The sequence below is a fragment of the Pelotomaculum propionicicum genome, from assembly GCF_048984525.1.
Classification (GTDB): domain Bacteria; phylum Bacillota; class Desulfotomaculia; order Desulfotomaculales; family Pelotomaculaceae; genus Syntrophopropionicum; species Syntrophopropionicum propionicicum_A.
Genome location: NZ_JBMGJC010000003.1, coordinates 138,529 through 152,821, shown reverse-complemented (window position 1 = coordinate 152,821; position 14,293 = coordinate 138,529). Strand labels below are relative to the sequence as shown.

Genomic DNA, 14,293 nt, shown 5'->3' with positions numbered 1-14,293 from the left:
TTTCCAGCATCCCAGGGCTCTCTGGACGGATAAAATCCGCTTACTCTTCCCGCTCATCGATCCTTACGTTATGCGCTAACAAGCAATATTATATAAAAAAGCCATATGGTAGTCAACCAAGCTCAAGTCAAACCAGAGATATTTACCTTTTAAAAGAATTTTAAAGATTTCGAAAATTTTATTTAGAGTCAAATTCAACACAAAATGTGCCGACTATTAAATATAATAATATATTTTCTCAGAGGGTAAGTGTATGAGCAGAATATCTACAACCAGGCTAAAACCAGGCATGAAAGTAGAGCGCACCGTTTACGGACCCAGGGGCGAAATATTAGTGAGCAGCGGATCTATATTAACCCCGCCTTTTATTAATAAACTTGCAGAATATGAAGTGCCTTTCGTTTATATCAACGATGGCAAGCAGCAGGGCACATTTAAAAGATATAAATCCCCTGCCGCCCGGCTTCCGAAAATAGAAGGCAAAGATTTAATTGCAAAAGAAACAAGGGGGGCCGCGATAAAGCAGGTGAAGAATATCCTGCTGGAAACCAAGGAATCGGGGAGACTGGTTATCGACCCGCAGTCGGTTTACAGCACCGTGAATCAGTTTACCGGGGAAATAATGTCCAGCCGCGACCTTATGTTTAATCTCGTTGACCTGCGCCAACAGGATGACTACACCTTTGCCCACTCTGTTAATGTCTGCGTGCTGGCCATGATGACGGGCATAACGCTGGGCTATGACAGCAAAAAGCTGGCAACCCTGGGCGTGGGAGCCCTCCTGCACGACCTGGGCAAGGTAAAAATACCTGATGAAATCCTCAACAAGCCGGGCCGTCTGACGCGGGAAGAGTTCTCCATAATTAAAATGCACACCGTGTACGGTTATGAGCTGATCCGCGATTCGAAAAGTATGGACAGCCTGCACGCTATTATGGCTTACCAGCATCACGAAAGCTGTGACGGATCAGGTTATCCGGCCGGGATAAAAACTGAAAAATTTCACGATTTCTCGCAAATAATATCAATTGTAGATAAGTTCGACGCTTTAACCGCTGACCGGGTATACAGGAAGCCATTTGCACCCTGCGAGGCATATGAAATGTGTGCCGCGTCCGGCAACTACCTTTTCAAGGATTATATAGTAAGGGCCTTCCTGAATAATATCGCCGCGTACCCCACCGGATCCATTGTAGAATTAAACAGCGGCTATATAGGCGTTGTTATCGATACTCCCAAGGGTTTTTCCATGTTCCCCCGGCTCAGGCTGCTGTATGGTCCGGACCGCCGGCAGCTCCCTGTGCAGGAGGAAATTTCCCTGCTAGATAAAGAGGACCAGTTTGTAATAAGGATGCTCCCGACGGAAGAAGTCAATTCCCTTTCGGAGAACGATTAAAGCTGTGCGGTTCCTGAAAGATTTTATGGTACTAATGCCTGTAACACTTTTTCTGAACTTAATCCGGATACTTTAATTACTTTATTGCGGCTGGTCTCACCGGTGTGGATCTCCACATGGGAGCGGGGCACGCCCAGTATTTTTGATAAAAATGCCCGGCAGGCTTCATTAGCCTTGCCCTCTAAAGGAGCGGCGGTAAGCCTGATCTTGAGGGCGTCCTCGTATATTCCCACGATAGAGTCCCTGGACGAGCGGGGCATTACCCTCACCTTAAAATAAACGTCTCCATCCACTTCCCTGATGTGAAGCAAAGCTCTAATCCTCCGATGTGTTTTTATAAGATTATCATGAAAACATATTGACAGGATTTACAGGATTAATCAGGATTCACAGGATTAAAATATGTTTAAACCATAAATATTTTTCAATATTTCACAAGATTAACAAGATTTAAGGGAAGATTTTTAAATAAAATAAATTATTATTTAATTTTGCAAATCTTTATAATCATGTAAATCCTGTGATTTAAGAATTTAATATTAAAATCCTGTTAATCGGTTTTTTAAATCCAGTTAATCCTGTCTATTTGTTTTAACTATCTTTCTAAGCTGGGCTTCAGCGCTTCCCCGCACCCCTTGGACAGGGTGTACACCAGGTCGACCAGGTGGTCGCAACCGGTGGGTCCGCCAATCAACTCTGCAACTTGTTTTTTAGCCAGGCCTGGAAGATAAGCTCCCTTCAACATTTCGAGCGACGGAGCGTTTTCAAAACAGACAGGGTCCGGCGCCCGCAGAAAATTCCCATTGCATTCCCGCACCATGCCCTCGTCATTTAAACTTATTGTTACCGCCATCTCATGAAATGAATCACTGAACAGACCGGCAGCGGCGTACCCGCCGGGAACCTTCAGGACGGAACAGTTTTTGGCCCGGGCGAAAAGCTTTTTGCCGGTGTAATATCCGCCCACGTACTCGGACCACCTGCGGCTGACACGGTGCAGATTGCTGTAATAACGGCATGAGTCCAGGTAAAATTTCTCCCAGTATTCACCGTAAGCCTCAGGTGTAGGGTAACCCCTGTCCTGGTAAATAAAAGTTTCGGCCTGGATAATGCCCTTGACGCACTCAGCCAGCATTTCCCTGACTAACCCGCCCGCGATACCTGCCGCCTCCCGCCGCAGATCAGCGCCGCAGTTGAAATACGCGGCTGTTCCTTTCAGGCCGTGCAGTATTCCGCTGCCGTTAAGACTTCCCCCGGGTGAACGGGTGACCTCCCAGCCCGCTTCTTTTATTATAAAGGTCGACCTGTCAATAACAAGCCAGCCCAGTGCTTCAGCACTGGTACCGATGAGGTCGGCTTCAGCCAGCAGGTCTTCGGCCTTCAGGTTTTTTACAGAACAAAACATGTTGTTTTGATAGATAAACTCCACTGTAAAAACCTCCTTAATCACTAATCCTGAAAAAAAAATAGCTCCCGTGTTAACATTTTGACAGGATTCATTCTTCAAACGGCGCCGCTTCAACAGCATGTATGCTTATTTTATTATAGTTGGTGACAAAGTGATAAAGTATCCTGGCCGTTATCCCCCAGATAAAGCGCTCCCCGTACTCGTAGAAGTAAACCGGGAAAGACCACTTCTTATTCCAGTCCTTCCTGTAAGAGGCGGGGACCCTGTTAAAAGGAAAATCCCGCGCATACCGGGTCGCCACTTCAACGCTGCTTTCAGCTGGCGGGTTCTTTATAAAATGCTTCAGCGGAGCCCAAAAAACCTCTTCCACTTCAGCCGGTTCCGGCTTAATGCTTTCTTTATCCTTTATCAGCCCAACATAAGGATAAATAATATTTGCCGGGGGTCCAAAAAAACAATTCAGGGAACCAAGCAGTTCGACCTGATCTTTCTGGATCCCCAGTTCCTCGGCAGTTTCACGGATTGCTGCTTCCTCTGGATTCATAAGCTCATTTTTTTCAACTCTGCCGCCCGGGAAACATATTTCACCTGGCTGCCTGCGCAGATGGTTGGCCCGGACTTCGAAAAGCACCTCAAGCCCTCTCTCTGTTTCAGCTAACGGCAGCAGTACCGCGGACACAAAATATTCTTCTATGTTTTGAACTTCCTGGGACTTCGTTTTTAACAGGTTTTTTACAAGCTCCATCAGGCTGCTGCTCCTTTAAAGATTAATAATGATAATATGCAAAGTATTCCGCATTTTTAAGCCTGAAAAAAAAATCCCGACCCCGCGAGGGGGCAAGGAACTGCTTTCTTTGCGCAATTATTTAAATAAAATCAGGATTCTCCTTCCACTAATTCATCATCGTCGGGCAGTTCCTTCTCTTCACCGTCTAAAAGCTTGATCTGCGACTCCAGGAAAGACCTGAAACGGACCCTGAAAATGTGGGCTTCCCTTTTAATCCGTTCATACTCGGAATTCATCTCAGAGGCTCTCTTCTCAGCCTCGTGGATAATTCCCGCCGCTTCCTGTTCAGCTTCACGCGCTAACTGGTCAGCTTCTATCCGGCTCCGGTCAAGGAGAATACCCGCTTCTTTTTCAGCGTTTTGCCTTAGTTCTTCTGTGCTTTTTTGGGCCATTACCATGGTATTTTTAATTGCTTCCTCTATTTCCCGGTAACGGGCCACGTTTTGTTCAGTCTGGACTACTTTTTCTCTCAGCTCCTGGTTTTCACGAATAAGGTTCTCAAATTCATGGGCAACCAGGTCCAGAAAAGTATCGACCTCGTCTTCGCTGTAACCACGCAGCACATGCCGAAATTCTTTTTTCTGAATGTCCAGCGGCGTCAGCACTAATTTTTCACCTCGGGTTCACTATTCCTTTTCCAATATATCTTAAATAAAAGCCAATGTAATATAATGCAGAATTCTGATGACAATCCATTCAATTATTCTCAGGACAAAAAATGCGACTATCGGCGAGAAATCGACTGCGCCGTAAGGAGGTACGATCCTCCTGAAAATACGCAGGTACGGGTCTGTTACCTCGTAAATAAACCGGATTATAGGCTGGTATGGATTATGCCGGATCCAGGAAAGCAGGATCCGAATAATTAATATCCACGAATACACCTCAAAGGCTACACTTACGGCCTGCCTGATTAGGCTCATAATACTAAGAACCATATGACACCTCGCGCTTATTCTAAGATCTTCACTGCACTGCTATTGCACATCGCGTAATAGTCTCCGTCTACCCTGACATCTCACGCGAGCGCCTGGTCGCGTCTGCAACTGCCTTCATCAAAACTGATCTCAGGGCTCCTTCCTCCAGGGCGAAAAGCCCCGCTGCCGTAGTCCCGCCGGGAGTGGTTACCATGTTTTTCAATTTAGCGGGGTGATCAGTGGTTTCCAGGACCATTTTTGCGGCGCCGAGCATGGTCTGGGCGGCCAGTTTCCTGGCAATGTCACCTGGCAGGCCTAGCCGTACCGCTCCGTCAATAAGGCTTTCCAGAACAACGTACATGTAGGCGGGCCCGCTGCCGCTCAGGCCTGTAACGCAGTCGAGCAGCGATTCCGGGACTTCCACGGCTGCCCCCGCCGAGTTAAAAATAGCCAGGGCTTCCTTCATACTTTTCTCTCCGGCATGCTTGCCGGCGCTTACCGCGCTTGCGCCCTCTCCTACCAGGCAGGGTGTGTTCGGCATGACGCGGATTACCGGCACGGGGCCCTCCAGGCAGGACTCAATCTGGCTTATGGTAACACCCGCCGCTATAGATATGAAAGTCTTTTCAGGTCTTGCCAAAGCGGCTATTTCCTTTAAAACGGAAGCTGCCACGTGCGGCTTCACAGCAATGATCACAATGTCCGCCGCACTTACGACTGCCCGGTTGTCAGCAGTTGTGTTGACGCTCAGCTTTTGTCTTAGGACCTCAAGCCGCTGTGCATCTACATCACTGATGTAAACTTCAGACGGCGCAACCAGGCCGGTGCGGAGCAGGCCGGTTATAAGCGCCTCACCCATGGCGCCCCCGCCTAAAAAACCAATTTTTTGCCCTTTTAAAGGCATAATCTTAACCACCTTGTATCAGTGTTAAAAGCGCACATTCGAAAACATGCCTTTCCCTTTGCCCTGCTCCTTATAGTCGCTGGAAATATCCATGTTGTTGGGGACAAAGAGGAAAATACCGTTGCCGACCTTTTGCATGCTGCCATTTAAAGCATATGTCGCCCCGCTTATAAAGTCAACTACCCGTTGGGCAAGCTCGGAATCAGCCTGTTCCAGGTTCACAATAACCGGGCGCCTGTTTTTGAGGTTATCGGTGATCCCTTTTGTTTCCTCGAACGACCTTGGCTCAATAACGACAACCCGCACCTGGCGCTGGGCGTGCATGCTGATAACAGCGCCTTTTTCTTTTTCTTTTTCTTTTTTCTTCAGCCAGGGCTGTTCTTCACGAGGTTCTTCACGGACGTTCTTTTCTTCTTCTTCAACTACTTCCTCTTCAAAACCCATAAGGTTCAGCATCTTGTCAACAAGCTTCATGAACTTATCAAACCTCCTTAATTCAAATTATCGCTAATATTAAAATTGGTGTATTTTAATCCCTTCCATTTTTACCGGACCAGGTCATCCGGTGAAATGTCCGGGGCCTTTCCAAAATTATCGGCGGTTTTTTTGTATTCTTAATAACGCCTGCCGAATAACGCGGTCCCGAGCCTTAAAACATTAGAGCCCTCCTCCAGGGCTACTTCAAAGTCTCCCGTCATACCCATGGACAGAATATCCATCTTTATGCCCTGGACGCTTTTTTTAAGCGCCCGGGCCAGATCTGCCGTCTGCCGGAAGACATAACGGGTGTCCTCCGGATCATCACACTCCGGCGCAATGGTCATCAGCCCACACGGCTCAAGCCCGGGCAGGGCGGCTGCATCACGCGCGAAATCCTCGGCCTCCGCCGGGGAAAGGCCGTATTTTGTGGCTTCACCGGCAACATTTACCTGAATGAGCGCCCTTGCCACAATACCGGCCTCACAGGCCGCCCTGCTGATAGCCTCTGCCAGCGGCCAGCGGTCGAGGGAGTGGATTAAACTGACCTTGTCTATAATCTTTTTAACTTTATTAGTCTGCAAGTGGCCGATAAAATGCCATTCAATATCACGGTCCAGTACAGGCTGCTTAATCAAAAACTCCTGTACCCTGTTTTCTCCCAGGCTGGTAACCCCAAGGGTTAGTGCCTCTTTAATTACTTCCACGGGTATGGTCTTGCTTACCGCCACCAGTTTTATTTCTGCGGGGTCACGGCCGGCGCGCAGGGAGGCGGCAATGATGCGTTCTCTGATCCGGTCCAGATTTTCCTTTAGGCTCACGATTATTACACACCTTTATTCTACTGGCCAGCCTTCCCTGACCAGAACGGGATTGCTAACAAAACGGGCGCCCTCCTCGATCCCGTCTCCTGAAACAGCAACTTTCCCGGACAGCTCTCCCTCTATTTCTACAGGCTTCCACAACGCTTTTTTCTTTACCACATGATATATGCCGGGCTTGCTATCCCGGTAGACGATCGCTTTTTCCGGAACCAGAAACCCTTTGAGCACCCTGGTGGTAACAGTAATTTTAACTTTACGGTGATGAATAATACTTTCAGGAAAGTCAGACAGCAGGTAAAAACCCTCCAGGTTGTCACCGGTGTCGTTAATATCACCGGGTGTGATGCTAAGATTCAAGTTTTCCCAGGAAGCCTGAAGGGAACGACGTTTTTCCAGGTAACCGTCGGGCAGGGCTGATTTCGGTATAGCGCCATAAACGCTGACCGGAGACAGGTTGTCAATTATCTTAAACACGGGCTGTCCTTTATCAACACCGGCTCCGTCTGAAAGCGGCTTATCAGCCGTCTTTTCTATAACAGGCATTTCCAAAACCCCGATGTTTTGGGGGGAAAGGGTACTTTCATAACCGTCCAGGTGGCTGCATAATATACCGGTTGAATCAGTGTATATGTCATATGTTACTTCCCCGATATCCTGGACCGCGGAAACAATCTCGGCGGCTTTACCCCCCATTTCAAGGCGCCTGCCATCCGGCACGACCAGGCGGAGCATGCCGTTTGACGGAGATTTAACCACCTTCTCATCTTTAATCAGGATACCGTCCAGTGTTGTGGTCTGAGTGATTTCCTGACTTGACAGGACCTGAGGCACAGAAAAAATGGAAACCAGAAATAGTTTGCTTAAAATAATGACAAATATTAACAACGAGGCAGCTAAGAAAAAAAATTTAGTATATTTTTTTGGCCTGCGTCTTTTCGGTGAAGGCATGATTGCACCGTTATGATTTATCATTTAATAATTAAACCCGTAATTTATCCTTAAATGGAATTTAATTCGACGGTGCGGGATCAAATCCTGCGTGGTCCTGGCGGTCCCGGCCCTTTTTTTAAGAAATTCTAATCGCGACTCTTTTTTAATTTATACCTGAACCGTTTCTGCCAGAGGCAGCAGAAATGAAAACGTGCTACCCTTGCCAACTTTGCTTTCCACCTGGACCTTGCCTTTATGGGCCTCTACAATATGCTTGACAATTGAAAGGCCCAGTCCGGTGCCGCCGAGTTCCCTGGAACGGGCTTTGTCAACCCGGTAAAAGCGCTCAAATAAGCGGGAAAGGTTTTCTGGCGGAATGCCAATACCGTTATCCTGCACATCCACCTTCATTTCCCCCTGCTCGACGCCGGTGATGATGCGGACCGTCCCTCCCGCCTGGGTGTAATTTATGGCATTGTCTATCAGGTTGAGAAGCACCTGCCTGATCATGTCGGGATCGCCTTGCACAAACGGAAGGTCAGGCGGCAGGTCAAGGTTTACAGCCAGGTTCTTTCCCGCAGCCCGGGCCTGTATAATTGCAACCGTACGCTTGATCAGGTCATTAATATCAAACGCCTCCATTTTTGGCACAAACTTGTCGTCTTCTATCTTGGAGAGGTTTAACAGCTCGTCGATTAACCGTGAAAGCCTTTCGGCTTCCTTGTTGATAATTAAAAGGAACTTCATGGCTGTAGCAGGGTCATCACAAGCCCCGTCCAAAAGATTTTCCGCGAAACCCCTGATCGATGTCAGGGGGGTCCTCAGCTCGTGGGAGACATTTGCCACAAACTCGCTGCGCATTTCCTCGTATTTTTTCTTGTCAGTGACGTTCCTTAATATAGCCACCACTTCGCAAGTGTCTTCGCCGGTACTGATCGGAGTCACATGCACTGCCAGTACCCGGTGATCGGGCGTTGATACCTGGATCCGCTTCTTGATTGACTTTCCGGTTTCCAGTGACTCGTGCAGCAATTTTTCCAGTTCATAATCATGTATGACCCTGATTATATTCTTCCCTTTACTGGCGGCGTTTGTAATTCTAAATAATTTCTCCACCACGGGGTTTAGTAAAATTACCCGTCCCCAGCTGTCCATAATTATTACGCCGTCGGACATACCGTTGATAATAGCCCGCAGCCTGCCCCTCTCAGAATTGAGGCTGTCCGTGATCCTTTTTAAACGCTTGGCCATACAACTTATAGAACGCGCCAGGTCACCAATTTCATTTTGAGGAAAAGCGGGCATATACTGTTCAAAGTTCTCGCCGGCCACACTTTTTGCAATAGAAGAAACTTCTTTCAGCGGATTTATTAAACTGCTGTATAAAGTCCAGGCCAGGATCAGAGTGCAAAAAAAAGCCAGGAGGACAAAAACCCAGAGGCTTATCCAGTTTAATGTGTAAAGCTGGGCCAGGCCTATAAATATTATAAGCAGGAAAAAATAACTGGCAACCGGCCTCCAGCCGAAGTTCCTGAGGATTCTAAAGATAATTGCCATTAAGACTCCTCCTTAAAGCGGTAACCAACCCCGCGGACAGTCTCAATAAGCTCGGAGACTCCAGGTTCGGATTCAAGTTTCTGCCTGATATGCCTGACGTGGACGTCAACAGTACGGGAATCGCCCGGATAATCGTAACCCCATACCTGTTCCAGCATCTGTTCCCGTGTAAACACCTTGCCCCTGTTCCGCGCCAGAAAAAATAAAAGCTCAAATTCCTTTTGGGTCAGGTCCTGCTTAACACCGCCTAAATACACGGCATATTTTTCCTCGTCTATAACCAGCCGCCCGATTTCCAGAATTTTTTCCGGGAGCTTTTCCCCTCCCCGGTCTTCAGTACGGCCTGACCTGCGCAGCCGCGCCTTGACTCTCGCCACCAGTTCCCTGGGGCTGAAAGGCTTTACAATATAATCGTCAGCGCCCATTTCCAGACCCAGCACGCGGTCAAGTTCCTCAGCCCTGGCGCTCAGGATAATGACTGGAATGAACCTTGTGGCCGTATCCTGCTGAAGCTCCCGGCATACCTCGAGGCCGTTCATTCCCGGCAGCATCACGTCCAGAATAATTAAGTCCGGTTTTTCTTCACGGGCTAAATCAAGGCCACAGGCGCCGTCAAGGGTGGCTATTACCTGAAAGCCCTCTCTTTCCAGGTTGAAGCGGACCAGTTCAAGTATATTTTTCTCATCTTCCACCACAAGTATTTTGGGCATCCTTATCTCCCTTTCAAATGTGGACTATTTCAACATTATCAATGACGCCATCCGGCCGGTCCTGCCTTTTTGGGCGCGGTGCGAGAAAAATAAATCACCATGGCATGACGTGCATAAACGCGAGGTTAATACGTTCTCGGGTTTAAGCCCCGCTTCGATCAGGGTGGCCCTGTTGGCTTCCCATAGATTTAATTTCCACTTGCCTTCAGCAACAGCTTCCGCAAACTGCCGGCCGCCGTGAAAAACATCCCTGAACCGGCTCATAACAGGCTCGTCTATTTCATAACAGCAAGGGCCGATGGAAGGGCCCACCCCTGCCAGGCAGTCAAGGGGATCGGTACCGAAACACCCGGCCATTCTTTCCACTACCTTCAGGCCGATTTTAAGCACGGTGCCCTTCCACCCGGCATGGGCCAGCGCCACAACTTTACGTACAGGATCAAGGAAAAAAACCGGAACACAGTCTGCATAATAACTGGAAAGGGGCACACCACGAAGACCGGTAATCAGGGCGTCAGTATCCGGCAGAGAGTCTTCATAGGAAAAAGCGCCCTTACCCATATCACATTTTTCCACTACCCTGATCCCGTCGCCGTGCACCTGCCTGCCCGCGACCAGATGCCCGGGATTTATGCCCAGCGCCCGGCAGGCCAGGTCCCTGTTTTGCCGCACGTTGAAGTCATCATCGCCGACATTAAAGGATGTGTTGAGGCTGTCGTAATACCCGGTGCCGACACCTCCCACACGTGTGGTGAAGCCATGGGCCACGAGGCCGGACGACTCCAGGTGCGCAAATGTATAAAACTTTAAATCACCTTTAGGGGCGATCGAATACAATTCTCTGAATTCATCTCCTTACACCACTTATTTTGCCTTTTTAATTATATTTTCAAGCTCGGCAAGGCCTCTGAGGATCTCTTCCCGGCCGGCGTCGCCAATACCCGCGGCCAAAAGCCCCTGCAGCCTGGTTGAAATGGACTCGTACAAGGTCTTTATGTTATCTTCCTCCACCGTTCTGGCTGCGTCAGGAAGCAGATCTACCACCTGCTGCAGTTCCGCCACAGTTACCTTCAAACCATGCTGCGACCTGAGCAGGTCTGCCAGGGCAGCCGAGGATTCCGGTTCACCGTGGACAAGAAAGATTTCCCGCGGCGGTCGCTTGAAATTTTTAACCCATTCCACCAGCCCCGCCTGGTCGGCATGGGCTGAATAGCTCTCAATAAACCTTATATCGGCTTTTACAGCGATTTCGTCACCAAAGATTCGTACTGTTTTCTGGCCGTCAAGTATCTGCCGGCCCAAACTTCCGTCCGCCTGGTAACCGACAAACAGCACCGTACTCTCAGGCCGCCACAGGTTGTATTTAAGATGGTGCCTGATCCGGCCGGCTTCGCACATGCCGCTGGCTGATATGATTATGGCCCTGTCAGCCTGGTTCAGCGCTTTTGATTCCTCGGCGGTCTTGGTGAATTTAATGCCTGGGATCTGCAGAGGGTCCTCACCTTTTTGGATCAGGCTGGCTGCTTCCTGGTCAAAGACTTCATGGTGCTTCCAGAAAATTTCTGTGGCAGCTGTGGCAAGCGGGCTGTCAATATAAATCGACATGGCCGGCATCCGTTCTGACTTCATCAACAAATACAGATGATAAAGAAGGTCCTGTGTTCGCTCAACGGCAAACGCCGGGATGATCAGGTTGCCTCCTCTTTTATATGTTTCCCAGATAATGCTGTGTAATGACTCTATTTCTTTTTCTTTTTGCTCATGCAGGCGCGCGCCGTAAGTCGACTCCATGACCACGTAATCAGCTTCATCAATATATGACGGATTTTTTATAATAGGCCGGTCTTTATTCCCGATATCGCCGGAAAACACCAGCTTGGTGTCTGAACCGTTCTCACGCACGCATATTTCAATCATCGCCGAGCCGAGAATATGGCCGGCGTCCACGAAACGCACTCTGATATCAGGCGTCAGCTGGATTATTTCATCATAGGTGACAGCCAGAAACTGGGACAGGCTTTTATATGCTTCGTTAACCGTATAAATAGGCTCTATAAGGCCCCTGCCGGCACGGCGGTTCTTGCGGTTTTTCCGTTCAACCTCCATCTCCTGGATGTATGCGCTGTCCGGCAGCAGCACTTCACAAAGTTCAACCGTGGGTACGGTCGCATAAATTTTACCTTTAAAACCATTCTTGATCAGCTTGGGAATCAAACCGCTGTGATCTATGTGAGCGTGGGTTAACAAAACATAATCCACGGTCCGCGGCGAAACTTTAAAGCTCTCGTAATTACGCTCTCTTATTTCTTTCCTGCCCTGATACATGCCGCACTCGATCATAATCCGGGTATTCGCGGCTTCCAAAAGGAAACAGGAGCCAGTTACAATCCCGGCCGCCCCCAAAAATTGCAAACGCATTTAGACCCCCCATTCGAGCTTTTTAGTAAAAACAATTCCTCCTAACTGATCAAAACCCTCTTTTTTTATCCGTGGATTGACAATATATGCGGTGAAACTTACTCTATGAATTAATATCTGGACCGGGTAGTTTAAAGCATCTCATAAAGCGGTTAATTATAACGGTGGTAAAGTAACGGTTAGAAAAGCATCTGAGCAAGCCAAACTGCGTCAGAATCAGTAAGCAACACAAAAGGCCGGATTTATCCAGCCTTGTGTTGATGACAAAGTCTCTATGGTGTTGAATCAGCCAGGCTCATTTGGATCACGGCTCATTGCACGTCTCACGTCTCATTTAGAACCTGCAGCGCAGCTCCACATCATCTATTTTTACCCTGCTGCTATTGCCGGCGGACGGCTCAAAGGTGAACCTCACTTCAGCGGTCCTCGCCCCGGCGGGTACACGGCCTGTTGACAGGCTGTACCGCTGGTACCTGCCCTCCGGTATATTTTCCTGGGAATACCTGGGCTCCGTCCTGCCCACAAACGTGCCGGCCCTGTTATAATAGAATATTTCCACGAATAAAATAAATCTTCCGACACCGCCGGCCTGGACATTTTCCCTGGCCCACCAGACAAAATCATAGATCCTGCCCGCTTCGATATCGGTCCTTTGTGACAGCACGGCTCTTGCATTGCGAACAGCTCCCAGTTCGGCGGCATAATTACCGGAACGGGATATCGTTGAGCGAGCCACATTGCTTGCATTCCAGCCGGCCGGATCTGATGTCGGACTCGGCCATCTTTCAAAGCCCGGATTTGCCAGGACATTGATATCAGGGCAGGCAGTCGGCGACACTGTCGGCGTCGGTGTTGGACCGGGGCCGGCCGCCCTGATCCTGATAGTAGTTGAGATCCCCCGGTTTGCTAATCCTTCGGCGACATTAAAACCTTCAATGGTGATCAGCCCGGCCGCGACCTGCGCGCCCTGGTTGTTCCTCTGGTTCCATACTACTCTAAATACCTGGCGTTCTCCCGGCCTCAAGGTTACAGTTGAGGTGGTCTGGGCAAAAAACCGCCCCCGCGACCAGCGCCAGATTATCGTCCCCTCTGTACCGCGCCTGGCCAGAAATTCGAAGCGCTGGGCGGTGCGGTAACGGAGTGTAACGGTCCTGTTGCTGGTGTTTGTTTTGATCAGGGTTATTACCACATTTTCTCCCCGGTCGTAAATTCTCTGGTCGGTAAAAATAGTGTACGTAAGGTTATCTATACGACGGCTTACTTCATTGGCCCTGCCGCCGCCGGTTTCTCCATTCTCCCCGCCGTTATCTCCATTTGTGCCATCCGTATCCCCATCACCGGGAATAGTAAGTACCTGGCCAACAAATATAACATTTGGATTAGTAATATTATTTTCCCGGACCAAAGCCTCGACAGTGGTGCCGAAACGCTGGGCAATCGCGAATAATGTGTCCCCGGTCTGTACCGTGTAGGTTGCCATCTTTATCCCTCCCTTTCTTACAAAAATACAAATGTTTTTTTCATCTTATGTCTCTCGGATTTGATTTGTTACTTCGTAAGAAAAGAGAAAGCCGGTTTTCTTAGAAACCGGCTCTCTGCCAAATATCGCTTAGGGGGACAAAACTTTAGTTTTGAGAATACACTAATTACTGTACGTTTGATGGCATCATCGGTTTTTGTATCTGCGGGTTTCTGAAATAGTCCGAGTAATTGTACCTGCCCAAAAGTTTAAAAGCTTTCGACTGACCATAGTCAAAAACCAGAATATCGCCGTACAACCCGGAGTTATTATTAGTTTCTACGATAGCTATGCGATTTGAGTCGAGCTGAATAACTGTTTCGCCGGGGACGGACGTTTGTGGCTGACTGTTGAAACTGAACTCCGGAACAGGTTTGACGGCAATAATTAAAAGACATATAAGAATACCGGCCAAAACAAAATCTTTAAACCTGCCAGACATGTGA

General features: G+C 48.6%; 16 protein-coding genes and 1 other annotated feature (1 of these 17 cut by a window edge). Of the genes, 1 reads left to right on the top strand and 15 read right to left on the bottom strand.

Features of this window, described 5'->3' with window-relative positions; genetic code table 11:
* Positions 1 to 66 (bottom strand) — a binding site (T-box leader); it reaches 186 nt to the left of the window's first position.
* Positions 67 to 253: 187 nt separating this feature from the next.
* Positions 254 to 1,396, top strand: a complete 1,143-nt coding sequence (locus ACOBQJ_RS04560; protein ID WP_421070548.1) for an HD-GYP domain-containing protein — start codon at positions 254 to 256, stop codon at positions 1,394 to 1,396.
* Positions 1,397 to 1,419: 23 nt separating this feature from the next.
* Here ACOBQJ_RS04560 and ACOBQJ_RS04555 read toward each other — a convergent pair whose 3' ends face one another.
* From ACOBQJ_RS04555 to ACOBQJ_RS04485, 15 genes are all read right to left on the bottom strand, one after another.
* A complete protein-coding gene (locus ACOBQJ_RS04555) occupies positions 1,420 to 1,707 on the bottom strand; it encodes a DUF167 domain-containing protein (RefSeq protein ID WP_421070547.1) in 288 nt (95 codons plus the stop codon).
* A gap of 284 nt (positions 1,708 to 1,991) precedes the next feature.
* Positions 1,992 to 2,825, bottom strand: a complete 834-nt coding sequence (locus ACOBQJ_RS04550; RefSeq protein WP_421070546.1) for a DUF2889 domain-containing protein — start codon at positions 2,823 to 2,825, stop codon at positions 1,992 to 1,994.
* A 67-nt stretch (positions 2,826 to 2,892) separates the two neighbouring features.
* Entirely contained in the window at positions 2,893 to 3,549 is a 657-nt protein-coding gene (locus tag ACOBQJ_RS04545) for an NUDIX hydrolase (RefSeq protein ID WP_421070545.1), read from the bottom strand.
* Between the two features lie 131 nt (positions 3,550 to 3,680).
* Positions 3,681 to 4,196, bottom strand: coding sequence for a DivIVA domain-containing protein (locus tag ACOBQJ_RS04540; RefSeq protein WP_421070544.1), 516 nt, complete (start codon positions 4,194 to 4,196; stop codon positions 3,681 to 3,683).
* A 42-nt stretch (positions 4,197 to 4,238) separates the two neighbouring features.
* Positions 4,239 to 4,514: a YggT family protein gene (locus tag ACOBQJ_RS04535; RefSeq protein ID WP_421070543.1), complete on the bottom strand. Its 276-nt coding sequence runs from the start codon at positions 4,512 to 4,514 to the stop codon at positions 4,239 to 4,241.
* Positions 4,515 to 4,596: 82 nt separating this feature from the next.
* Positions 4,597 to 5,412, bottom strand: a complete 816-nt coding sequence (gene proC, locus ACOBQJ_RS04530; RefSeq protein ID WP_421070542.1) for a pyrroline-5-carboxylate reductase — start codon at positions 5,410 to 5,412, stop codon at positions 4,597 to 4,599.
* Positions 5,413 to 5,436: 24 nt separating this feature from the next.
* Positions 5,437 to 5,886: a cell division protein SepF gene (locus ACOBQJ_RS04525; RefSeq protein WP_421070541.1), complete on the bottom strand. Its 450-nt coding sequence runs from the start codon at positions 5,884 to 5,886 to the stop codon at positions 5,437 to 5,439.
* A 140-nt stretch (positions 5,887 to 6,026) separates the two neighbouring features.
* A complete protein-coding gene (locus tag ACOBQJ_RS04520; protein WP_421070540.1) occupies positions 6,027 to 6,710 on the bottom strand; it encodes a YggS family pyridoxal phosphate-dependent enzyme in 684 nt (227 codons plus the stop codon).
* Positions 6,711 to 6,725: 15 nt separating this feature from the next.
* The gene (locus ACOBQJ_RS04515; RefSeq protein ID WP_421070539.1) at positions 6,726 to 7,661 is read right to left on the bottom strand and encodes an HlyD family efflux transporter periplasmic adaptor subunit; all 936 of its coding nucleotides are present in this window, start codon (positions 7,659 to 7,661) and stop codon (positions 6,726 to 6,728) included.
* Between the two features lie 150 nt (positions 7,662 to 7,811).
* On the bottom strand, positions 7,812 to 9,200 hold the full coding sequence (gene pnpS / locus ACOBQJ_RS04510) for a two-component system histidine kinase PnpS (protein WP_421070538.1): 1,389 nt from the start codon (positions 9,198 to 9,200) through the stop codon (positions 7,812 to 7,814).
* Positions 9,200 to 9,910, bottom strand: coding sequence for a response regulator transcription factor (locus tag ACOBQJ_RS04505; RefSeq protein ID WP_421070537.1), 711 nt, complete (start codon positions 9,908 to 9,910; stop codon positions 9,200 to 9,202). The genes pnpS and ACOBQJ_RS04505 overlap by 1 nt, the downstream gene beginning before the upstream one ends.
* A 24-nt stretch (positions 9,911 to 9,934) precedes the next feature.
* Complete coding sequence (gene pgeF / locus ACOBQJ_RS04500) at positions 9,935 to 10,747, bottom strand: peptidoglycan editing factor PgeF (protein WP_421070536.1); 813 nt, start codon at positions 10,745 to 10,747, stop codon at positions 9,935 to 9,937.
* Positions 10,748 to 10,774: 27 nt separating this feature from the next.
* Entirely contained in the window at positions 10,775 to 12,328 is a 1,554-nt protein-coding gene (locus ACOBQJ_RS04495) for an MBL fold metallo-hydrolase RNA specificity domain-containing protein (RefSeq protein WP_421070535.1), read from the bottom strand.
* 334 nt (positions 12,329 to 12,662) lie between these two features.
* Complete coding sequence (locus ACOBQJ_RS04490) at positions 12,663 to 13,808, bottom strand: BsuPI-related putative proteinase inhibitor (protein ID WP_421070534.1); 1,146 nt, start codon at positions 13,806 to 13,808, stop codon at positions 12,663 to 12,665.
* Positions 13,809 to 13,974: 166 nt separating this feature from the next.
* Positions 13,975 to 14,289, bottom strand: coding sequence for a hypothetical protein (locus ACOBQJ_RS04485; protein ID WP_421070533.1), 315 nt, complete (start codon positions 14,287 to 14,289; stop codon positions 13,975 to 13,977).
* Positions 14,290 to 14,293 lie beyond the last annotated feature (4 nt).

Bases quoted from the DNA above. Each gene is read 5' to 3' on its own strand.
- ACOBQJ_RS04495 (WP_421070535.1), bottom strand. From the start codon at position 12,328: ATGCGTTTGCAATTTTTGGGGGCGGCCGGGATTGTAACTGGCTCCTGT.
- pnpS (WP_421070538.1), bottom strand. From the start codon at position 9,200: ATGGCAATTATCTTTAGAATCCTCAGGAACTTCGGCTGGAGGCCGGTT.
- ACOBQJ_RS04560 (WP_421070548.1), top strand. From the start codon at position 254: ATGAGCAGAATATCTACAACCAGGCTAAAACCAGGCATGAAAGTAGAG.
- ACOBQJ_RS04545 (WP_421070545.1), bottom strand. From the start codon at position 3,549: ATGGAGCTTGTAAAAAACCTGTTAAAAACGAAGTCCCAGGAAGTTCAA.
- ACOBQJ_RS04505 (WP_421070537.1), bottom strand. From the start codon at position 9,910: ATGCCCAAAATACTTGTGGTGGAAGATGAGAAAAATATACTTGAACTG.
- proC (WP_421070542.1), bottom strand. From the start codon at position 5,412: ATGCCTTTAAAAGGGCAAAAAATTGGTTTTTTAGGCGGGGGCGCCATG.
- ACOBQJ_RS04490 (WP_421070534.1), bottom strand. From the start codon at position 13,808: ATGGCAACCTACACGGTACAGACCGGGGACACATTATTCGCGATTGCC.
- ACOBQJ_RS04535 (WP_421070543.1), bottom strand. From the start codon at position 4,514: ATGAGCCTAATCAGGCAGGCCGTAAGTGTAGCCTTTGAGGTGTATTCG.
- ACOBQJ_RS04525 (WP_421070541.1), bottom strand. From the start codon at position 5,886: ATGAAGCTTGTTGACAAGATGCTGAACCTTATGGGTTTTGAAGAGGAA.
- ACOBQJ_RS04485 (WP_421070533.1), bottom strand. From the start codon at position 14,289: ATGTCTGGCAGGTTTAAAGATTTTGTTTTGGCCGGTATTCTTATATGT.
- ACOBQJ_RS04515 (WP_421070539.1), bottom strand. From the start codon at position 7,661: ATGCCTTCACCGAAAAGACGCAGGCCAAAAAAATATACTAAATTTTTT.